Origin of the sequence: Chromobacterium fluminis (assembly GCF_011602385.1) — a bacterium.
GTDB lineage: Bacteria > Pseudomonadota > Gammaproteobacteria > Burkholderiales > Chromobacteriaceae > Chromobacterium > Chromobacterium fluminis.
The window spans coordinates 25,636-48,135 of record NZ_JAAOMA010000026.1 but is presented as its reverse complement, the minus strand read 5'-3'; the positions used below and the strand labels follow the sequence as shown (position 1 = coordinate 48,135).

The 22,500-nt window shown below is 65.4% G+C and carries 14 protein-coding genes and 1 riboswitch; of the genes, 12 read left to right on the top strand and 2 right to left on the bottom strand.

Features of this window, described 5'->3' with window-relative positions; all coding sequences use genetic code 11:
• Positions 1-145: 145 nt before the first annotated feature.
• The 10 genes from HA052_RS17470 (at position 146) to HA052_RS17425 (ending at position 17,326) form a co-directional block, all read left to right on the top strand.
• A complete protein-coding gene (locus tag HA052_RS17470) occupies positions 146-4,465 on the top strand; it encodes a hotdog fold thioesterase (RefSeq protein WP_166452866.1) in 4,320 nt (1,439 codons plus the stop codon).
• Positions 4,466-7,558, top strand: coding sequence for a PfaD family polyunsaturated fatty acid/polyketide biosynthesis protein (locus tag HA052_RS17465; RefSeq protein ID WP_166452865.1), 3,093 nt, complete (start codon positions 4,466-4,468; stop codon positions 7,556-7,558).
• Positions 7,555-8,319 (top strand): SDR family NAD(P)-dependent oxidoreductase, encoded by a 765-nt coding sequence (locus tag HA052_RS17460; RefSeq protein ID WP_081544597.1) that lies wholly within the window; start codon positions 7,555-7,557, stop codon positions 8,317-8,319. The genes HA052_RS17465 and HA052_RS17460 overlap by 4 nt, the downstream gene beginning before the upstream one ends.
• Before the next feature lie 156 nt (positions 8,320-8,475).
• Positions 8,476-9,732 carry an SDR family oxidoreductase gene (locus tag HA052_RS17455; protein WP_166452864.1) on the top strand — a complete coding sequence of 419 codons (1,257 nt, stop codon included), beginning with the start codon at positions 8,476-8,478 and terminating at the stop codon, positions 9,730-9,732.
• Position 9,733: 1 nt separating this feature from the next.
• On the top strand, positions 9,734-10,576 hold the full coding sequence (locus HA052_RS17450; protein WP_166452863.1) for a hypothetical protein: 843 nt from the start codon (positions 9,734-9,736) through the stop codon (positions 10,574-10,576).
• On the top strand, positions 10,558-11,337 hold the full coding sequence (locus HA052_RS17445; RefSeq protein ID WP_166452862.1) for an amidohydrolase: 780 nt from the start codon (positions 10,558-10,560) through the stop codon (positions 11,335-11,337). The genes HA052_RS17450 and HA052_RS17445 overlap by 19 nt, the downstream gene beginning before the upstream one ends.
• Positions 11,338-11,431: 94 nt before the next feature.
• Complete coding sequence (locus HA052_RS17440; protein WP_166452861.1) at positions 11,432-12,379, top strand: ABC transporter ATP-binding protein; 948 nt, start codon at positions 11,432-11,434, stop codon at positions 12,377-12,379.
• Entirely contained in the window at positions 12,372-13,481 is a 1,110-nt protein-coding gene (locus tag HA052_RS17435; RefSeq protein WP_107799353.1) for an ABC transporter permease, read from the top strand. Before HA052_RS17440 ends, HA052_RS17435 begins: the two co-directional genes overlap by 8 nt.
• A gap of 402 nt (positions 13,482-13,883) precedes the next feature.
• On the top strand, positions 13,884-16,049 hold the full coding sequence (locus HA052_RS17430) for a penicillin acylase family protein (RefSeq protein WP_166452860.1): 2,166 nt from the start codon (positions 13,884-13,886) through the stop codon (positions 16,047-16,049).
• Between the two features lie 95 nt (positions 16,050-16,144).
• Positions 16,145-16,289, top strand: a riboswitch (yybP-ykoY riboswitch).
• A 56-nt stretch (positions 16,290-16,345) separates the two neighbouring features.
• Complete coding sequence (locus HA052_RS17425) at positions 16,346-17,326, top strand: sodium:calcium antiporter (protein ID WP_166452859.1); 981 nt, start codon at positions 16,346-16,348, stop codon at positions 17,324-17,326.
• Positions 17,327-17,382: 56 nt separating this feature from the next.
• Here the strand turns inward: HA052_RS17425 and HA052_RS17420 are convergent, their stop codons facing one another.
• Positions 17,383-17,706, bottom strand: a complete 324-nt coding sequence (locus HA052_RS17420) for a DUF3761 domain-containing protein (RefSeq protein WP_206118943.1) — start codon at positions 17,704-17,706, stop codon at positions 17,383-17,385.
• 214 nt (positions 17,707-17,920) lie between these two features.
• Between HA052_RS17420 and blaCHA the strand changes: the two genes are divergently transcribed.
• Positions 17,921-18,808: a CHA family extended-spectrum class A beta-lactamase gene (blaCHA, locus tag HA052_RS17415; protein ID WP_166452858.1), complete on the top strand. Its 888-nt coding sequence runs from the start codon at positions 17,921-17,923 to the stop codon at positions 18,806-18,808.
• Positions 18,809-18,884: 76 nt separating this feature from the next.
• On the opposite strand, the gene astE is transcribed toward blaCHA, so the two are convergent.
• Entirely contained in the window at positions 18,885-19,883 is a 999-nt protein-coding gene (gene astE / locus HA052_RS17410) for a succinylglutamate desuccinylase (RefSeq protein ID WP_166452857.1), read from the bottom strand.
• A gap of 652 nt (positions 19,884-20,535) precedes the next feature.
• Here astE and speA point away from each other — a divergent pair.
• Positions 20,536-22,416, top strand: a complete 1,881-nt coding sequence (gene speA / locus HA052_RS17405; protein WP_166452856.1) for an arginine decarboxylase — start codon at positions 20,536-20,538, stop codon at positions 22,414-22,416.
• The last annotated feature ends 84 nt before the right edge of the window (positions 22,417-22,500 follow it).

Below are 22,500 nucleotides of genomic sequence, written 5' to 3'. Positions count from 1 at the left end.
CCGCCGCCGCGCTCGAAATCGGCCCGCGCCGGTTCAATCCAGATCCCGCGCCGCCGCCCGCCGCTTTAACAGCGACCGGCGGCGGAGGGGGACGGTTGCGCCCAAGGTTTGGGAATGTTGGCTCTACTTTAGGCACGGAAGCATTATGGAAGAAATCGCCATTATCGGATTAGGCTGCCTGTTTCCAGGCGCCGAAACGCCAGAACAGTACTGGCGCAACCTGCTGGAGCGGCGGGATTGCACCTCGGAATTGAGCCGGGAAGAGCTGGGCGTGGACCCGGCGCTGTATCGCCATCCGGTGCCGGGCACCGCGGACAAGATCGCCTACAACAAGAACGGCCACGTGCGCGGCTTCAAGCTGGACGCCGGCCGCTACCGTCTGCCCGCCGCTCAACTGGAGGCGCTGGATCCCTTGTTCCAATGGACGCTCTACGCGGCGGAACAGGCGCTGATCGACGCCGGCCAGGGCTCCAGTCAGGGTGTGGGCCACAGCGCCGAAGCGCTGGAGCGCTGCGGCTTGATCATTGGCAATATCGGCATGCCCACGCACGCCGGCAAGAAACTGCTCAACGGCTTCTATCAAGGCATCCTGGAGCCCTACGTCCAGGAGCTGCTGCAACGCGACGATTTCCATTTCCGCCAGCCTTGGCAGGCGGAAGGCTTGTCCGATCTCAATCTGATGACCGGCAGCCACAACGCCACGCTGGCGGCCCAGGCGCTGGGCCTGGCCGGCCCCAGCTTCGCGCTGGACGCGGCTTGCGCCTCCGCGCTGTACGCCATCCGCGTGGCCAGCTACTACCTGCAAAGCGGCAAGGCCGACCTGATGCTGGCCGGCGCGGTCTGCCACGCCGACCACATCTACATCGATCACGGCTTCAACGTGCTGCAGGCCTTCCCGGCCGACGGCCAGTCGGTGCCGTTCGACCGCAACTCCCAGGGCCTGAAGGCGGGCGAGGGCGCCAGCGTGATCGCGCTCAAGCGCTACGCCGACGCGGTGCGCGACAAGGACCGCATCTACGGCGTGATCGAATCCATCGGCCTGTCCAACGACGGCGGCGCCAAGCACATCCTGGTGCCCGACCTCAACGGCCAGTTGCTGTCGCTGAAACGCGCTTACGACGGCGTGGACAAGAACATCGATTATCTGGAATGCCACGCCACCGGCACCCCGGTGGGCGACCAGGTGGAGCTGGGTTCGGTGGAGACCTTCTTCGCCGACCAGGCGCAGCGGCCGCTGATCGGCGCCAACAAGGGCAATATCGGCCACATGCTGACCGCCTCCGGCATGGCCAGCATCCTCAAGGTGCTGCTGGCGATGCGCAGCGGCGTGATTCCGCCGACGCTGAACGTGGAAGACATGGTCAGCACCCCGGGCGGCCAGTTGGACATCCGCCACGTGGTGCGCGACACCACGCCGTGGCCGCAGCGCGGCCAGGCCAAGCGCGCCGGCATCAACGCCTTCGGCTTCGGCGGCGTCAACGGCCACATGGTGCTGCGCGAACACCGCGCCGACGCGCCGGTGACCGCCTGGCCGCAACTGCCGGCCGAACAGCAAAGCCTGGCCATCGTCGGCGTGGGCGTGGCGCTGGCGGACACCGAAACCCCGGACGCCTTGCTGCGGACGGTGGCCGAGGGCCGCAGCCACTTCCGCCCGCTGCCGCGCACCCGCTGGCTGGGCCTGGAGCGGCGCGCCGACGTGCTGGGCGCGCGCGGCTACCGCCAGGCCCCGGCCGGTGCTTATATCGAGCAGTTCGACTTCGACTGCAAGCGCTTCAAGCTGCCGCCCAAGGTGGTGGGCAGCCATCTGCTGTCGCATTTGTTCCTGATGCCCATCGCCGAGCGCGCCTTCTACGACGCCGGCTATCAGCTGGACGGCCACAAGCGCAATATCGCCGTCATCGTCGCTGGCGACGTGGACTACAGCTGCTCGCGCTACCAGGCGCGCAACGAGATGGCCTGGCAGGTGCGCGACAGCCTGGCGCACAGCGGCATCTCGCTGAGCGAGACGCAGACCGCGGCGCTGGAAACCATCGTCAAGGACAGCCTGTTTCCGGAGCCGTATCCGGAAGGCATTACCGGCGGCATCGGCAATGTGGTGGCCAGCCGCATCGCCGCCCATCTGAAGCTGGACGGCCCGGCCTTCTCGCTGTGCGCGCATGAAAACGCCGCCTTCAAGGCGATAGAGCTGGCGCAATTCATGTTGTCCGAGCAATTGGTGGAGGCGGTGATCGTCGCCGGCGGCAGCTTCGCCGGCGGTCTGGAAAACGTGTTGTGGGCGCCGCGTCGCGGCGCCGGCCATGTCGACGCGCCGGTGGGCGAGGGCGGCGGCGTGGTGGTGCTCAAGCGCGAGCAGGCGGCCTTGGAAGCCAAGGACCGCGTCTACGCGGTGATGCGCGGCCTGGCCATCGGCCACGCCTGCGGCGACAGCACCGAGTTTCAACCAGCGGCGGACGCGGTGGCGCGCTCGGCGGCGGCGGCCTTGCGCCAAGCCGGCGCGGATCCGGCGTCAGTGGGTTATCTGGAGCTGAGCGGCGGCGCGCTGGCCAGCGACAACCAGGTGGAAATCGACGGCTTGTCCCGGGTTTACCGCGACAGCGGCGTCGCAGCCGGTTCGGTGGCCGCCAATTACGGCCAACTGGCCTCGGCCCAGGGCATCGTCAGCGTGATCAAGGCCGCGCTCTGCCTGCATCGCCGGCAGCTGCCCGGCGCGGCGGCGCTGGCCGCCTATCCGGAGGCCGCGCTGCGCGCCGTGTTCCGCGCCGGAGAAACCGGCGCGGCCTGGCCGGCGCCGGCCGGCGGTCTGCGGCTGGCGGCGGTCAACAGCCTGGGCCTGGACCGCGGCTACGCCCATATGATTCTGCAAGAGCCGGGCGAAGCCAATCGCCTGGAAGCCAGAACGCCGACGCCGCCGCAGACGGGCGGTCCGGCCCTGGTCGCCACCGTGCACACCGGCCGCGAACACACCATCGCCGAGATGATCGTCAACGACGCCAACCGCGCGCTGTTCGGCGACGTCAAGCCCTGGCGGCGTCCGCAGCCGGCCGCCGCGGCGCCGGCCGACAGCGAAGCGCCGGTCTTGCAAAGGCAGCACAGCCGTCAGGCGCAGACCCAGCTCAGCTATCTGCAGGCCGAGCAGCGCTTCTACCAGCGCATCGCGCAACTGCTGGGCGCCGGCGCGCCGGCCGGTCAGCGCCGCGCGGCCAAGCCCAAGGCCGCGGCGCCGGTGCCGCCGCGCCCGCGTCCGCTGTTCGACGAGGCGCAGCTGGTGGAGCTGACCGACGGCTCCATCGCCAAGGTCTTGGGCCCGGATTACGCCGAGGCCGACAGCTACCCGATCCGCACCCGCATGCCGTCGCCGCCGTATATGTTCGCCTCGCGCATCACCGCGCTGTCGGCGCAGCCGGGCAAGCTGGAGCCGTGCTTCATCGAGTGGGAATACGATCTGCACCCCGACGCCTGGTACGTGTCCGACGGCCTGGTGCCGGCCTTCGTGTCGCTGGAAGCCTCGCACGCGATGATCGTCGCCTTCACCTATATCGGCTGCGACCAGCTGTTCAAGGGCCAGCTGCGCTACCGGGCGGTGGACAGCCAGACCACGGTCTACGGTCCCTTGCCCAAGGCCGGCGAAGTGCTGCGCGGACGGGTCAACATCAAGTCCTTCCTCAAGGTGGGCAAGAACGTGCTGATCGCCTACGAGTATCTGTGCTACGTCGGCGATAGGCTGAGCTTCAAGCTGGAGGCCAATTCCGGCTTCTTCCTGCCCAAGGACATCGAAAAATCCAAGGGGGTCAACACCGCGCCCTATCTGAAGGCCGGCCAGCCGGTCGAGCCGTTCCAGCCGCCGCTGCGCTGCGGGCGCGCGTCCTTCGACAACAGCCATATCGAGGCCCTGCAGCGCGGCGATTTCGTCGCCTGCTTCGGCGACGTCGCCTACGCCGCGTCGCGCGCGCCGCGCTTGTACGCGCCGGCCGCCAAGATGCTGGACCGGGTGGTGTCCATCTCCGCCTCCGGCGGCGCTTTTGGCCTGGGCGAGGCGGTGGCCGAACGCGACATCGACCCCAGCCACTGGGTGTTCCGCGCCCACTTCAAGAACGACCCGGTGATGCCCGGCACCTTCCTGGTGGAAGGCTGCGAGCAGCTGGTCAAGTTCTACCTGTGCTACCTGGGGCTGTACTCGCTGCCGGGCATGGTGCCGCACGCGCTCAGCCCGCACAGCTACAGCGCCAAGTTCCGCGGCGAAGTGAAGTGCGAGGCCGACACCCTGCGTTACCGGCTCACCTGCAAGTCCATCCACTGCGACTACCAGGCCGACGGCCAGCTGGAGCGGATGGCGCTGGTCTTCCTCGCGGAGATCATCTACCGCGGCAACGTCATCGGTATGTGCGACAACCTAGGCGCCGGCTTCAGCCGCGCGCCGGCAGCGGCGGACGCTTCGGCGCCGGCGCTGACAGCGATAGAGGCATGAATGAACCAAGACAAGCTTTGCGTGGCGCCGCGCTTTGCGGCCCCGGTGTACAAATGGCAGGGCCATGCCGGCAAGTTCCAACAGACGCCGGAACAGGCCCAGGCCCAGTTGCTGGACCTGGCGCGGCCGCTGCACGTGCTGCGCCAGCAGGATGCGGTGTTGCTGGAACCCGCCGGCGGCCTGGCCGGCAACGGCCAGGTGGATTGCCTGGGCATGGTGCCGGCGATGTTGCCGGAGTACTTCGGCGATCCGTCCTTCCTGCGTGACTACGGCGTGCGCTTCGCCTATTACGCGGGCGCCATGGCCGGGGGCATCAACTCCGAGGACATGGTGATCGCGCTGGGTTCGCGCCGCATCCTCAGCGCCTTCGGCGCCGGCGGCCTGACGCTGGAGCGCATCGGCAGCGCCATCCGCCGCATCAAGCAGGCGCTGCCCAACGGCCCGTACGCGATCAACCTGCTGCACAACCCCAGCCAGCCGGACTGGGAGATGAACTGCGTCAAGCTGTTCATCGAACAGGACGTCAAAGTGGTGGAGGCCTCGGCCTACGTCAATCTGTCCGCCGCCATCGTCTACTACCGGGTCAAGGGCCTGGAAGCCGGCGACAAGGGCGCGGTGATCCGCCGCAACCGCGTGATCGCCAAGGTGTCGCGCCGCGAAGTGGCGCAGCATTTCCTCAGCCCGGCGCCGGAGAAGGTCGTGCGCAAGCTGCTGGCCGACGGCCTGATCAGCGAGCGCCAGGCGGAGCTGGCCAAGAAAGTGCCGATGGCCGACGACATCACCGTAGAAGCGGATTCCGGCGGCCACACCGACAACGGCCTGCTCAGCTGCGTCTTCCGCTCCATCGCGGAACTGCGCGACGACATCGCCGCCAGCCAGGGCTATCCGTTCACGGTGCGCGTCGGCGCCGCCGGCGGCATCGGCAGCCCGCACGCCACGCTGGCGGCGTTCTCGCTGGGCGCCGCCTACGTGGTCACCGGCTCCATCAACCAGGCCTGCGTCGAAGCCGGCACCTCGGACCCGGTCAAGCAATTGCTGGGCAAGGCCAAGATCGCGGACATGGCGATGGCGCCGTCCGCCGATATGTTCGAACTGGGCGCCAAGGTGCAGGTGCTCAAGGGCGGCAGCATGTACGCGGTGCGCGCGCAGAAGCTGCACGGCCTGTACAAGCAGTACCCCGGCCTGGAGCACATCCCGGCCGCCGAAGTGGCCAGCTTGGAACAACAAGTGTTCCGCCAGCCGCTGGCCCAGGTGTGGGCCGACACCGAGGCCTTCTTCGCCGGCCGCGGCAACCAGGCGCTGATAGACGCCGCCAACGCCAACCCCAAGAAAAAGATGGCGCTGCTGTTCCAGTGGTATCTGGGCCAGTCCTCGCGCTGGGCGATCTCCGGCGTGGCAGAGCGCGCGGTCGATTACCAGATCTGGTGCGGCGCGGCGATGGGCGCGGCCAACGAGTGGCTGCAAGGCAGCGAGCTGGCGCCGGTGGCCAAGCGCAAGGTGGCCGACATCGCGGTGGAACTGATGGCCGGCGCCGCCTACCTGAGCCGCGTGGCGGCCTTGCGCCAGCTGGGCGTCCTGACGCCGCAGCGGCTGGAGCGTTACCGCCCGCTCAGCGCCCGCATGACGGCGCTGGACGAAGACGACATCGGACCCGAACCCGAATTGAATGACATCCCGTCATCAACCGTAGCACCAACCGTAGCATCACAGGGCAAGCAAGAGGAGAGCAGGAATATGGAAGGCAATACCAAGCTGTCGCTGATCAAGTCCAAGGATTTTTACAAGCAATGCTGGGAGCTGCTGCCGGGCGGCACCCATTACAACTTCGGCGACCCGGAGCGGCCGCTGGTGGTGCCGTTCAATCGCGGCCGCAACTCCCGGGTATGGGACCTGGACGGCAATGAACACCTGGACCTATTCTGCAAATTCGGCGCGCTCTTCGTCGGCCACCACAACGAGGCTTATAACGAAGCGCTGATCCGCTACATGCAGAAAGTGACCTCGGTGGACACTTGCGACCTGGAAGTCGAAGTCTGCGAACTGATGGTCAAGCACATTCCTTGCGCCGAGATGATCCGCTTCTGCCTGAGCGGCACCGAGGCGGTGCAGAACGCGCTGCGCCTGGCGCGCGGTTTCACTGGCAAGCAGCGCTTCATCCGCTTCCACGGCCACTACCACGGCAACGCCGACAACATCATGGGCGGCCGCAAGCGCCAGGACCTGAGCTTCCCGGTGCCGGAAACCTTCAAGGGCGATCTGCTGGACACCCTGGGCCGCGCCGACGGCGCGCTGGAGGATCAATCCTTCATGCTGCCGTGGAACGACATCCAGGTGCTGGAAGCCACCATCGAGCGTTACCACAATGAAATCGCCGCGGTGCTGATGGAGCCGATCTGCGTCAACGGCGGCGGCATCTTCCCGCGCGAAGGCTATCTGGAGCGCGCCAAGGAAATCTGCGAGAAGTACAACATCGTGCTGATCTTCGACGAGATCATCACCGGCGTGCGTCTGGGCCTGTCCGGCGCCCAGGGCATCCTCGGCGTCACCCCGCACCTGTCCACCTTCGGCAAGGCGCTGGGCGGCGGCTCGATGCCGATCTCCGCCATCGCCGGCCGTCGCGACATCATGGACCTCTACACCCGCGGCAAGGTGATCCACGCCGGCACTTTCAACGGCTACCCCTTGGGCCTGGCCGCGATCAAGAGCACCTTCGAGCTGATCGAACAGGACCCGGGCTGCTACGAGCGCATGGGCCGCTTCACCGAGCAGATCTCCGACACCTTCATCAAGGCCGCTCACGCCAACGATCTGCCGCTGGTGGTGCAAGGCATGCCCACCGCGCTGGTTTACCACTCGCAGGACACCATGGTGGACCGCTCCGAGGGCTACAGCGACAAGGTCAAGTTCTGCGACATCATCATCCGCGAAATCTCCAAGCGCTACGGCATCCAGTTCTCGCCGCTGTCGCGGATCTACTCCAACCTGCTGATGAATCAGGACGACGTGCGCTTCTTCGAAGAACGCATCTTCGACGCCATGGCCAACGCCCGCAAAGTGATCGACATCGCCTTCAAGGAAGGAGAGGTGGCGTGACCCGGCAAGTCGCTGTCGTCACCGGCGCGGCCGGCGGCTTCGGCAGCGCCATCGTCAAGTCGCTGCTGGAAGTGGGCTACGCGGTGGCCGCCACGGACGTGGACGCGGCCGCGCTGGAGCAGCTGGGCCGGGAGCTGGACTGCCCGGACAGCCTGCGCGGCTTCGTCATGGACGTGACGGATTCCGCCAGCGTGGACGCGGCCAGCGCCGCCATCGTCGAACGAATGGGGGCCAACATCACGGTGCTGGTCAACAACGCCGGCGTCATCGGCCGCGGCTACTGCACGGCGGAGAAGAGCGGCGAGCTGGCGCGACGGGTGTTCGACGTCAACCTCAACGGCGCCTTCAACGCCACCGCGGTGTTTTCCCGCCACATGGCGCGGCTGAAATACGGCCGCATCATCAACATCGCCTCGGTGGCCGGCATCTGGGGCGCAGCCGGCGGGTCGGCGTACGCGGCGTCCAAGGCTGGCCTGATCAAGGCGTCGGAGTCCTGGGCGCGGGAGCTGGGGCCGCTGAACATCTGCGTCACCGCGATCGCGCCGGGCATCTGCAAGACCAAGATGCTCAACCAGTTCGTCGACCGTCAGATGGTGGAGCAGTCCGACGAGGCCATCGTCAAATCCATCGTGCCGGTGGGACGCTGGGGCTTGCCGGAGGACATCGCCGAAGTGGTCACTTTCCTGGCCACCTGCAAGACCAACTATCTGAACGCCACCGTTATTCCGCTGGATGGAGGCATGAGGGTAGGCACCTTGTAAGAACCTGTCCAAGGCCTGCTGCGCTTCAGCGATACGGCGTTGAAACCGGTTTCGCTCTAGCGCGCGAGACTTGGATCAGGTTCTGCTGCATAGCGTGACAGGGGGCCGGCCGCGCCGGCCCCCGACTGGAACCAAACCAAATTCAGAGGTGAAGTCATGGATTACCGAGCCAAGACCAGCGTCAAGAACATCGTGCTGACCGGCCCCACCGGCGTGCTGGGCGGCCGTTTGCTGCAGGAAATACTGGCCACCACCGACGCCAACGTCTATTGCGTGGTGCGGGCCGAGAACAAGGACGCCGCGCGCGCCCGCATCGAAGACGTGCTGTATTGCTACGACGAAGGCCGCAAGCTGTCCACCGAAGCCTGGCGCATCATCCCGGTGCTGGGCGACATCAGCCAGCCCATGCTGGGCCTGGACGCCAGCGCCTACCGCGACCTGGCCCACCTGGCGGACCTGGTGCTGCATTGCGCCGCCAACGTCAGCCTGGTGGCCTCCTACAACAAGATCGCCCCGGTCAACGTAGGCGGCACCGCCAACCTGATCGAGCTGTGCCTGGCCGGCAAGGCCCCGCTGGTGTTCACTTCCAGCTTCAGCATGGTGGGCGACAAGCTGTACCAACCGGACTTCGTGTTGCGCGAAACCGATCTGGACGTGGGCCAGGGCTTCGTCAACATGGACTACGAGCGCTCCAAGTTCACCGCCGAGCGCATGGTGCACGAGGCCGGCGAGCGGGGCCTGGACTGGGTCATCGTGCGCCCCGGCAATATCTGGGGCGACAGCCGCACCGGCTGCTACCCGCTGAAGCAGACCAAGGTCAAGGGCATCTACTACGAAATGCTCAAATCGCTGGTGGAAACCGGGCTCACCTTCGCCTCGGACGAAGCCTTCGACATTTCGCCGGTGGACTACGTGGCTCAGGCCACCTTGTTCGCGGCGATGAATCTGCAATCCAGCAATCGCCGCACCTACAACCTGACCAATCCGCGCCCGATCAACTACGACGGCATCGTCGCCCGCCTGCGCGGCTACGGCTACACCCTGCGCGACGTGCCGTCCAAGGACTACTTCGAAGCGTTGCAGGAAGGCCGCATGCACCGCGGCGGCATCGGTTACCGCTCCACCTTCACTGATCTGATGGCCATCTTCTACGACGGCAGCGATTGCAAGGAGCACGCCAAGTACGACACCAGCGAGATCCAGGAACTGCTGGCCAACACCGACATCCGCTGCCCGGACTCGGACCAGGCGCTGTTCGGCCGCTATCTGGACTACGCCTGCAAGGTGGGCTTCCTCAACGCCCCGGCGGAGCAGACCCCGCTGGCGGAAATCAAGCGTCACACCAGCATGGCCGGCGGCTATATGGAGAGCTTGTACGACGCCGACCTGAGCGACGCGGCGGCGGTGCGCTGAGATGCTGGCCGACGAGGAAGCGCTGATCGAAGCGCCGGGGGAGCTCGAAAAACCGTCGCGAGCGGTTCGAGAGCAAGACGCACCGCGCGCAGCGACCGAGATAGTACAAGGAGTACAGCGAGGGAGCGAGCACGGAGCAACGCAGCTATCGGACGGCGCAGCAGGTTTTTCGAGGTCCCCACCGGTCGCGGAACTGCTGCTGGACTACCAAGTGCTGAGCAACGGCGAGCCGATAGGCCGCTTGCGCACCGAGCGCCGCCGCGGCTGGCTGGACGACCTGCCGGTGCTGCAGGTCAGCAACCGCATGGACCTGCGCTGCAGCGGCCTGTGGTTCGACTACACGCTGCAATCGGACGAGAGCATGGACTTCGGCGCGGACGGCCTGTGCCGCTACGCCGGCGTCTCCGACGAGGACGGCGACAAGACCGTGATCAAGGGCCGGCTGCGTCAGGGCGTGCTGACCCTGCGCCTGCACGACGGCCAGCTGGAAGTGCGCCGCTTCAAGCAGGGCGATTTCGACGCCAGCAGCGAAGACGCCGCCGAGCGCTTTCTCGTCGGCGGCCAGGCCGAGGCCACGCTGCGGGTGCTGGATCTGGAGCACTTCGACATCGACGAAGTCCGCTACCAGCGGCTGCCGGACGAAACCCTGGACCTGCTGGGGCAGCCGCGGCGGACGAGGGTGGTGGCCTATCAATCCAAGCGGCGCAAGATCAGCGGCACCGGCTGGTATCTGTCCGACGACGGCGGCGAAGTGCTGGTGCGCCAGAGCAGCCGCGAACGCGGCGACCACAACGAAGTGATATTGACCCATTGGGAAAGCAAACCATGCCAAATCAAGACTTAGCCGTCACCCTGGTGCAAAGCGACATCGCCTGGGAATCGGTGGATCAGAACCTGCAGCGGATGGAGCGCCACCTGAGCGCGGTGAACGACAGCCGGTTGATCGTGCTGCCGGAAATGTTCACCACCGGCTTCAGCATGCGGCCGGAGAAGATCGCCGAAACCATGGACGGCAAGGCGGTGCAATGGCTGCGCGACACCGCGCGCGCCAAGCGCGCCGACCTGGTGGGCAGCGTGGCCATCGAAGACCAGGGCCGCTACTACAACCGCCTGCTGTGGGCCAAGGCCGACGGCAGCCTGTTCAGCTACGACAAGAAGCATCTGTTCAGCTTCGCCGGCGAGCACGAGCACTACACCGCCGGCGACGCGCCGCTGATCGTCAAGGTGGACGGCTGGTCGGTGGCCGCCTTCGTCTGCTACGACCTGCGCTTCCCGGTCTGGTCGCGCAACAGCAACAGCCAATACGACCTGGCGCTCTACATCGCCAGCTGGCCGGAGCGTCGCGCCAAGCACTGGCAGACCCTGCTGCCGGCGCGGGCGATAGAAAACCAGGCCTTCGTCATCGGCGTCAACCGCGTGGGCATGGACGGCAACGACATCCGCTACAGCGGCGACTCCATGCTGATAGACCCGCTGGGCGACACCCTGTACCACGGCCGCCAGCTGGAAAGCGTGTATCAGGCCAGGCTGTCGCGCGCGCAGCTGGACGATGCGCGCGCCCAGTTCCCTTTCCTGAAGGATGCGGACCGTTATCAACTCGTTTGACCGCGCGGCGGCAATGAAAAGAGGCGGATAAGCCCTGCGGCTGCGCGGGGTTTTCCGCTGCTTCGGTTCTCCTTCGGCTCCTACGGAAAGTGAAATGCACCAAGCCACAACAAGAGAAAAAGTCATCGAATTCCAGTCGGTGACCAAGCGCTTCAACGACTACACCGCGGTCAACGACGTGTCGCTGGACATCCATCGCGGCGAATTCGTCGCCCTGCTGGGACCCAACGGCGCCGGCAAGACCACGCTGGTGGAAATGCTGGAGGGGCTGAAACAACCGGAGGCCGGCTCCATCCGCATCCTGGGCCGCAGCTGGCAGCAGGACGAAAGCTATCTGCGCCACCGGCTGGCCGGGGTGCTGCAGGAATCGCTGTTCATCAACAAGCTGCGGGTGGATGAAACCGTCAACCTGTTCGCCAGCTTCTACGGCCGGCCACGCAGCCGCGCCGACGAGGTATTGGAACTGGTGGAGCTGATCCCCAAGCGCAAGGTGATGGTGGAAGGGCTGTCCGGCGGCCAGCGCCAGCGGCTGGCCCTGGCCATCTCCATTCTCAACCAGCCGGAAATCCTGATTCTGGACGAACCCACCACCGGTCTGGACCCGCAAGTGCGGCGCGGCACCTGGGACATTCTGCGCAAGCTCAACAAGGAGCTGGGCTCCACCATGTTGCTGACCACCCACTACATGGAAGAAGCCGAATACCTGTGCGACCGCATCTGCATCATGCACCAGGGTCGCATCCTCACCCAGGGCACGCTGGACGAACTGCTGGCGGCGCACGAGCCGGGCGAAGTGGTGGAATACCGGGTGAAGAGCGGCGTGGGCGGCGCCGAGCCCAAGCACAAGGACAACATCATCAGCTACAGCTACGACCAGGCGTCCGCCAAGGCGAGGCTGCTGGTGCGCAACGGCTCGGCCTTCCTGTTCCGTCTGTCCGAGTTCATCCGCGAACAACAAATCGACATCGACGAAATCATCGTGCGCAAAAAAACGCTGGACGATTTATTCCTGTCACTGGCCGGCCGAGGTTTCCATGAATAATGCCTTGCTCAATCTGATCGTCACTCAATTCCGCCAATACCTGCGCGAACCGCAAATCCTGTTCTGGTCCTTCGGCTTCCCGCTGCTGCTGGTGTGGCTGCTGGGCGTGTCCTTCTCCGGCGGCGAAATCAAGGAGCGCACCATAGGCGTGGTGCTGCCGCCCAGCTTGCAGGAGCAGGCCGCGGTCAAGGCCTGGATCAGCAAGGTGGAGGCCCGCAACCAGCCGCTGTCCAGCGTCATCAACGCCGACGAGATCAAGCGCGACCACCTTATACGGATGAAATACCGCTTCCAGTACTACCCGGACCGCGAATCGGTGTTGCGCGGCCTCAAGCGCGGCGACGTGCAGGTGTTCATGGAGCCCAGCGCCGACAGCGGCAAGCGCATCTACTATCTGGACCCGCAGAACAACGAGGCGCTGCTGACCTACTTCTTCCTCGGCGACGACCCGGACGCGCTAAGCCAGGCGGTGGACAAGAATATGTCGGTGCTGGACAGCCCCGGCCTGCGCTACATCGACTTCCTGGTGCCCGGCCTGGTGGCGATGGCGGTGATGGAAACCTGCCTGATCGCCGTCGGCTGGTCGCTGATCGAAAAACGCGCCACCCGCGTCACCCGGCAGATGCGCATCACCCCGATGCGCAAGACCGATTTCCTGTTGGCCCATGTGCTGGCCTGCCTGGTGTTCAGCCTGCTGGAAACCCTGGTGCTGTATCTGTTCGCCAGCAGTTATTTCGACGTGCACGCCCAGGGCGGGGCGCTGCCCTTCATCGTGCTGCTGCTGGCCGGCAATGTCTGCTTCGCCGGCATCGCCATCCTGGCCGCCTCGCGCGCCACCAAGGCGCAGACAGCCAACGGCCTGCTGGAGATGACCATCCTGTTCCTGGTGATCTTTTCCGGCATCTTTTTCAGCTACAAGCACTTCCCGGAGTGGATGGTGGCGGTGATCGAGGTGCTGCCGCTGACCATCCTGGCGGACGGCATGCGCATGATCTTCGTCGAGGGGGCCGGAGTGCTGGAAATCGCGCGTTCGGCGGTGGTGCTCACGCTGATCGGCATTGCCGGCTTCGTCAGCGGCGCGCGGGTGTTTCGCTGGTATTAGGGGCATGAGGCATCCGCTGCGCGGATGATGGTTTTGATTGCCGGGGCGGCCCTGACCGAGCGAGGCAAGCGTAGCGTCGCGAGGGAATAAGGCAGGAAGGGGAACACCTCGGCCAAATTCCCCCATCACGGAGCGAATCAAGGATTCGCTCCGTGATGGCGCGCTAACGTCGCGCAGCTCGAACAGGCAGCCGCTTAAAACGAGCGAAGCGAAGTTTCTGCGTAGCTAAAACCTCGGGCCTGCCACCCGGCGGCAGACTTGAAGGGACTTTGGGCGCGTTGGATACGTGCTTCCTTTCTTGCTGGCCAGTTCCGTTGTTTCAAGAGTGTGAAGAACCGAGCATCGCTGTTGAGCATGCTGGCCGACAGCTCATTGTTAAGTTGTCAAAAAGGAGGAAGGGTAGTGAAACGCTTGATCCTCGCCCTATTGGGCATTGCCATGCTGTCCTTGCTGACGGCCTGCGAACTGGACGAAGACGGCAAGCCGCGCGGCAGCCAGGTGCTGTGGGACCGCAGCGGCGTGCCGCACATCTACGCCGCGCGCGCCGACAGCCTGGCCTACGCCTTCGGCCGCGCCCAGATGCAGGCGCATCCGGAGCTGCTGCTGCGGCTGTACGCCCAGGGCCGTGGCCGCGGCGCGGAATACTACGGCGCGGTGTTCGAGGCCGGCGAGCCCTTCCCCAGCAATATGGCGGAAGTGGACCGCCTGGTGCGCGCGATGGGCTTCCCGGAACGCTCCAAACAATGGCTGCAACAGCAAAGCCCGCGCATGCGCGCCTATCTGGACGCCTTCGTCGCCGGCGTCAACGACCAGGCCGCCGCCAGCGGCGGTCTGAGCCCGGCGGCGCGCGCGGTGCTGCCGGTGCGCAGCGAGGACGTGCTGGCCCACACCCTGCGCATCTTCTTCGGTTATCTGAGCGGCTCCACCGCCACCGGCGCGGCCAATTGCTCGCTGATCTATCCGGACGCGGTGGCCACCCCCATCAATCTGATCGGCGGCTCCAACGGCTGGGCGCTGGGGCCGGCCAAGAGCCGTTCCGGCAACGCCATGCTGCTGGCCAACCCGCATTTGCTGTGGGGCGGCAGCCATACCTGGTTCGAAGCCCAATTCAAGAGCCCGGAATATGATATTTACGGCGCCACCCTGGTGGGCCTGCCGGTGATGCGCATCGGCTTCAATCAGCGGCTGGGCTGGGTGCACACCGTCAATACCCAGGACGGCTGCGATCTCTATCAACTCAAGCTCAGCGGCCGGCAATACCTGCTGGACGGCGTGGCGCGCGATTTCGAAACCAAGCGCGAAACCCTGTATATCCGTCAGCCGGACGGCAGCCTGCAAGCCGAGCAGCTGACCTTGCGCCGCGCCGAGCAGGGCCCGGTGTTCGACAAGGACGGCCAGAGCTACGCGCTGCGCATCGTCGGCGTCGACCAGCTGCAGACCCCCGGCGTGCTGGAGCAATGGTGGGACATGGCACAAGCGCCCGACTTCAAGGCCTTCCGCAGCGTCGTGGCGCGGCTGCGCAACCCCTACCACAACATCATCTACGCCGACGCCCAACGCAATATCTGGGCGGCTTTCGGCGGCCTGACCCCGCGCCGAGCCGGCGGCGACGCCGCCTTTTGGGCGCAGCCGGTGGACGGCAGCCGCAGCGATCTGATCTGGCGTCAGGCGCTGCGCCTGGACGAATTGCCGCAGGTGGCCAATCCGTCCAGCGGCTGGGTGCAGAACTCCAATAGCGTGCCCTGGTATATGAGCAAACCGGCGCTGGACCCGGCCGCCTTCGCCGCTTATCTGTCGCCGCGGATCTCGCCCTTGCTGCGCGAACAGCGCGGCATCGAGTTGATCGAACAGACCCCAAGCTTCACGTTGGATACGCTGCTGAGCGCCAAGCACGACACCCGGCTGCTGCTGGCGGACCGGGTGCTGGACGATTTGATCGGCTATGCGCGCGCCTCCGGCGACGCCGGCCTGATCGCCGCGGCGCAGGTGCTGGCCCAATGGGACCGGCGGAGCGACGCCGCCAGCAAGGGCGCGGTGCTGTTCGCTGCCTGGGTGGCGGCCTCCGGCGGCGAAGACGCCTTGCGCTACCGCCGGGAGGCGGATCCGGCGCAGCCCTACGACACGCCCGCCGGTCTGCGCGACGCCGGCTTCGCGCTCAGCAAGCTGGGCGCGGCGGCCCAGGGCTTGCAACAGGCCGGCGTGCCGCTGGACATCGCCTTTGGCGAAGTCTACCGGCTGCGGCGCGGCCCCGCCGGCGGCGCGGCGCGGCTGGACCAGCCGGCCAGCGGCGGCGCCGAGGGCCTGGGCGCCTTCCGCACCTTCAGCTATATCGGCGACAGCGACGGCCGCCAACGCGCCATCTTCGGCGACACCTTCACCGCGCTGGTGGAGTTCGGCCGGCCGCTGCGCGCCAAGGTGATCAACACCTACGGCAACAGCAGCCAGCCGCAATCGCCTTACTACGGCGACCAGTTGCCGCTGGCGGCGCAAAACGCCATGCGCGACGCCTTGCTCAATCGCGAGCAGGTGGAGGCGGCGCTGTCCAAGCGCGAGTGGTTCCGCCGCTAGCCGGCCGGCAAACGGGCCGGAGGCGGGCAAGCGCCTCCGGCTTCGCATGACGGGAGACTAGGTTTGCGCCATTGAGCCCAGGCTGGCACAATGGCGCCGTTGTCATTGGGGAGTAGCCATCTTCGGCCCCGCCGAAGAGGCCGCGTCAACAAACTTGAGGAGCTTTCCTCATGGCGCGGTCAGCGGCCGGCATTGCCGGCGCCGCCAAGCGAGACCTTTGGCCACGATGCGTTTGCCGCCGGGCAAGCCGCGTCGTTGCGCCATTGTCCATTCGCTTGCCCGGCCCAAGACCATCCATGCTGTTGACCCTGTCGTTTCTGCTCGGCCTCGCCGTCCTGATCTATCTATCCTGTCAATACTTCGTCAACGCCATCGAATGGTGCGGACGCCATCTGAACCTGGGCGCCAGCGCCGTAGGCACCGTGCTCGCCGCTTTCGGCACCGCCTTGCCGGAGAGCGCGGTGACTTTGACCGCCATGGCCTTCGGCGACACGCCGCAACATAAGGACATCGGCGTCGGCGCCGCCTTGGGCGGGCCGCTGGTGCTGGCCACGCTGGCTTACGCGGTAGTGGGTTTCGCCCTGTGGCGCAACCGCAGCCGGTTGGGGCGCGCCGATTATCTGCTACGCGTCGATCACCGCCGGCTGGCTGGCGACCAACTGGCGTTTTTGCTGATTTTCGCGTTCAAGGTGGCGCTGGGCCTGCTGGCCTTCGCCATCAAGCCCTGGCTGGGCGTGCTGTTCCTTGCCGCTTACGCCGCCTATGTCTGGCGCGAGATCCGCAGCGCGGACACCGCGCCGGAAGAGGAGGAACTGGACGCCTTGAAGCTGCGCGCCGGAGGCGGCTTGGGCTGGGCGGCGACGCAGGCCTTGTTGGCCTTGACGGTGATCGCGGCGGCGGCGCACGGCTTTGTCGCGCAGCTGGAAGCGCTGGCCGGCCATTGGGGCGTGGCGCCGCATTTGGTGGCCTTGCTGCTGAGCCCGGTGGCCACCGAACTGCCGGAGATCATGAACGCGTTGATCTGGCTGCGTCAGGGCAAGGAACGTCTGGCTTTGGCCAATATTTCCGGCGCGATGATGATTCAGGCGACGATTCCCAGCGCTTTCGGCCTGTTCTTCACCCCGTGGATGTTCGATAGCGTCTTGCTGTGGTCCGGCCTGGCCACAATGGCGGCGATCGCCGGGCTGTGGCTGCTGTTCCGCCGGGGCAGCGTGGACGGCCGCTGGCTGCTGGGCGCGGGCGCGGTGTATCTGGTGTTTGCCGGCTGTCTGGTGTGAGGCGAGAGCCCGTTCAATGCCGTATCGCTGAAGCGCAGCAGACTATGAACAGGTTCTCAGAGCCAGGCCGCCACGCCGCCATGATGCGAGCACGTGCCGCGCCGGTGCTGACTGAAACTGTAGCTGCCGTCGCGGCAACGCGCGCTGGCGCCGGCCGGCGCTTTGCCGGAACGGGTATGGGCCGGGCTGTGCACCTCTACGCCGTCGGAGTTGGTGTAGCTGCCGTGTTCCAGCAACTGCTCCTGAGCCGGCGCGCTGGCATGGCGATGGGGGTGAGGGGCTTTGGCCTGAACCGGCGCGGCAAGCAGGGCCAGGCTGAGGCCCAGAAGGCCGGCGAGACGTCGCCAGACAGGCATACGGAACTGAGCTGGATTTTTCATGTCATTAGCTTGTTTAATGTGTCATTAAAGATGCTTGAATCTGTCTGTGATGCTTTGATGCGTAGATTCAATGAATTCAAGCCAAAAAGAATATGCACCGCATTTTAGTTCATTGTCATTGTCGCCGGTAGCGGCAATGCGCATCGGGGGAACTAAACCGCGATGGCCGGCTGTGTCATAAGCCGCGTCGTCATACCGATCTGGGGATGGAACTATGGATTATTTCGCGCAGCGGCGCGCCTTGCTGGCGGCTTTGGCCGCCTCGCCTTTGATTTTGGGTTGTGCGCGTCCGCCGTTGCGGGCGCCGGGCGAAGCGCCGGCGGCGCGGCAGCTGGCGGAGCTGGAACGCAATGCCGGCGGCCGCATCGGCGTGTTCGCGCAAGAGGTGGACAGCGGACGGAGCCTGGCCTATCGCGCCGATGAGCGCTTTCCAATGTGCAGCACCTTCGCGCTGCTGCTGGCGGGCGCCATATTGCAACGCAGCGCGGCGCAGCCGGACTTGTTGTATCGCCATGTCAGCTACCGGCGCGAGCAGTTGATCGACTATTCGCCTATCGCCGAACAGCATGTGGAACAGGGCATGTCGGTAAAAGATTTGTGCGACGCGGCGATGCGCTTCAGCGACAACACCGCCGCCAATTTGCTGCTGGAGCAGTTGGGCGGGCCGCAGGAGGTGACCCGCTTCGCCCGTTCGCTGGGCGATGGCTTGAGCCGTCTGGACCGCATCGAGCCGGAGCTGAACCGCGCCGAGCCGGACGATCCGCGCGACAGCACCACGCCGGCGGCGATGACGGCCAATCTGCATGCCTTGCTGTTTTCTCCATCATTGCCGGAGCGGCAGCGCGGGCTGTTGAACGACTGGCTGCTGGGCAACACCACCGGCAACCTGCGTATCCGGGCCGGCTTGCCGGCGGAGTGGCGGGTGGGGGACAAGACCGGCAGCGGCGGCCACGGCGCCGCCAACGATGTGGCCGTGGCCTGGCGGCCGGGCAAGTCGCCGTTGATCTTGTCTGTGTATTACTGGGGTTCGCCGGCGATGATGGACGAGCGCAACGCGGTGATCGCCGCGGTGGCGAGGGTAGTGGCCGCCGAGTTCGCGTGAAACGCCGTGCAGGGCGGGCAATCCTGCAGTAATGAAAAACGCCGCAACCTGGGTTGCGGCGTTTTTGCGCACGGATCTAAGGCAAGCGCGCCGGCTCAACCACGATGCCGGCGCGCAGGCCGGGCTTGACCGTGGGATTGGGAAACAGAATGCGCTCCTCGCCGCCGACGGCCACGTAGCGGTGCTCGCCGTCCTCGGCGATCAGGAAACCATCCGGCAGCGCGGTGAAGTTCTCCACATCGTCGGCCAGGTGCAGGCGGAAAGCCTCGCTGTGTTTGACAATGTCGTACTTGGCCTGGAACAGCGGCAGGTCGCCGTCGCGGTAGCCGGGCAGTTCTTGTGCCGGCTCGGACAGCAGCCGGCGCAGCGCCTGGTCTATGCCGGCGAAGCGGGACAGGTCGTTCTGGCCAAACGGCCGCGCCTTGCCCAGCTCCAGCGTGAAGGCGTCCGCCTGGCAGTGGCGGCTGGTGAAGTAACTGAAGGTATTGGCCGGCTGGCTGTGCAGCAGCACGGTTTCCACCTGACAGCTTTTCAACCAGGCCAGTTGCTCGCGGCTGTGCGGGCGCTCGTGGATATACGGATAGATGGCGAACTTCTCAAACACCGAGCCGCGGATGGCGGTGTGCAGATCGTAATGCCAGCGGCGGCCGCAGGCGGAGGCGAAGAAGTCCGCCGCCGCCTGCTCCAGCCGCGCCGCGCGCGCCGCTTCGCGCGCGTCCGGCTGGCGCGCGTGAGCGCCGTTGAACAGCCGGTTCATGTCGTAATCCAGATAACGCTTGCCCAGCCGCATCGCGTCCAGATTGCCGAAGATCACCAGCAGCCGGCAGCGCAGCGCCAGCTTGCCGCCGGCGATGTCGGCCAGGATGGCGTTGAGCACCTCGATAGGCGCGGTTTCGTTGCCGTGCACGCCGCTGGACAGCAGCAGGGAATCGTCGGCGGCGGCGAGGGGTTCCAGCTTGACGACGCCGTAGTCCAGCCAGCGCGCCCGCACGCCGGAGTGGAGCTGCCATTCGGCGGAGGCCGAGGAGGCGGGGTTCATGGTCCAGGACAGAAAATCGTGGTGATGCTCGCGCATGGGCTGGCTCGTGCTTGCGGCTAGTGATGACCGGGGCATTGTAACCAGAGCCGGCGCGGCTGGTGGCGGCGTGTGGCGCAGATTTGAAAAAACATGCCGTATTTGGACTAAAAGCCTTGTCTGGCGCGGCTTGGCGCGCCAGATCGCGCTGTGGTTTTTTTAGGGGGCGGTGCAGGGGGGCGGAACACGCTGTTGTTGAATATTTTGGACAAGCCCATTGTCTGAACAACAAGGCCTTCGCCCGGAGAAACGGCCGCTTGCCGGCATGAGAAAAATATAGGGGGCTGTTTTTGCTCAAGCCTTGCGGGGCAAGGCTTGCCGGGCCGCCCGGCGCGCGCTTGTCGATTAAATTGGACATGCGGATTTTTATACATTTTTTTACTTGTCAAGCCACGTGATGTTGTTACAATCCGCGCTCGTTTGCAGCTTTGCAAACCTACAATTCAATTGTTTCGCTCCGACATCCCAGGCCCACATAAAAGCTGTTCAGCCCGAAAGCCGCGCACTAAGGAGCGGGGTTATCCATCATAAGGATGCTCCTGCGGCTGGCTCATCGCTTTTTCGGCGGCGGCCTGGGCGCGTCCTTTGGAAATCCCTGTTCGCCCACTGTGCGGGGTTCAGGGCTTTCCATCAGTTCTTGAGGGGAAAACTCATGGCTTGGTCTGTGGCTGATAGCCGGGCGTTGTATGGCATCCGGCATTGGGGAGCGGGGTACTTCGACATGGGCGCCAACGGCAATATCGTTGTGCGTCCGAATGTGCGCCAAAACAAGGAAATCGACCTGCATCGCCTGGTGGGCGAGCTGTCCGGCAAAGGCCTGGACCTGCCGCTGCTGGTGCGGTTTCCCGATATTCTGCAAGACCGCGTCACCCGTTTGTGCGCGGCCTTCGACAAGGCCATAGCCGAACAAGGTTACGGCAACCGTTACACCGCCATCTATCCGATCAAGGTCAACCAGCAAGAAGCGGTGGTGAAAAGCATCATCGCCACGCCGGACGTGTCCATCGGCCTGGAAGCCGGCTCCAAGCCGGAACTGATGGCGGTGCTGGCGCTGGCGCCGCAAGGCTGCACCATCGTCTGCAACGGCTACAAAGACCGCGACTACATCCGCCTGGCTCTGATGGGCGAGCGTCTGGGCCACCAGGTGTTCATCGTCATCGAGAAAGAGTCGGAAGTCGAACTGGTGATCGATGAATCCCGCAAGCTGGGCATCCGTCCCAATATCGGCATGCGCGTGCGCCTGTCCTCGCTGGCTTCCAGCAAATGGGCGGACACCGGCGGCGAGAAGGGCAAGTTCGGCCTGTCCGCCGGCCAGCTGATTTCCGCCGCAGACAAGCTGACCGCCGCCGGCCTGGCCGATTGCGTGCGCCTGATGCACTTCCACATGGGGTCGCAGATCGCCCACATCGGCGATTACCGCAGCGGCTTTGGCGAAGCCATCCGTTACTTCGCGGAACTGCGCGCGCTGGGCCTGCCCATCGACCACGTGGACGTGGGCGGCGGCCTGGGCGTGGATTACGACGGCACCCATTCCCGCAACGACAGCTCGATCAACTACGATATGGACGAGTACGCGCATGTGATCGTGTCCATGTTGTCCGAGTTCTGCGGCGAGAACGGCATTCCGCATCCGCGCATACTGTCCGAATCCGGCCGCGCGATGACCGCCCACCACGCGGTGCTGATCATGAACGTGACCGACGTCGAGCGCCTGCCGGACGAAGTGCCGCAAGTGGACGACCTGGCCGCCTTGTCGCAGCCGGTGCGCAAGCTGTTTGAACTGGTTCAGCTCAACGACGACGACCTGGTCACTGAAATCTACTACCGCGCCAGCCACTATGCGTCGGAAGTGACCGATCTGTACGCCTCCGGCCGACTGTCGCTGAAGGAAAAAGCGTTGGCCGAAGACGTGCACGCCGCCTTGTGCCGCCGTCTGCACCGCCAGCTGCAAGCCAGCCAGCGTTCGCAGCGTCAGGTGTACGACGAGCTGACCGACCGCCTGGCCGACAAGTACTTCTGCAACTTCTCGGTGTTCCAGAGCCTGCCGGACACCTGGGCCATCGATCAGATTCTGCCGATCACCCCGCTGCACCGCTTGAACGAGCAGCCCACCCGCCGCGCGGTGCTGCAGGACCTGACCTGCGATTCCGACGGCAAGCTCAAGCAGTACGTGGACCAGCAGAGCATTGAATCCAGCCTGTCCGTGCATGAGGTGAAGCAGGGCGACGAGTATCTGATCGCCGTGTTCCTGGTGGGCGCTTACCAGGAAATCCTGGGCGACATGCACAATCTGTTCGGCGACACCGACTCGGTCAACGTCTATGTGCGCAATGGCGGCGAGTTGGAGTTCTCCGGCGTGGAAGAGCACGACACCATCGAAGACATGCTGCGTTACGTGCACCTGTCGCCGGAGGACATCCTCAACCGCTACGAAGCCAAATCGCGTGCGGCGGACCTCAGCAGCGAAGAGCGCAGTCTGTTCTTCGCGGAATTCTGCCGCGGTCTGAAGCAGTCGTCCTATTTGTCGGTCTGATTCGTCTCTCAAGCGGAAACAAAACAGCCGGGCGCATGCCCGGCTGTTTTCATTGTTGTGTGCGCAGGCAGACCGTTCTTCAGT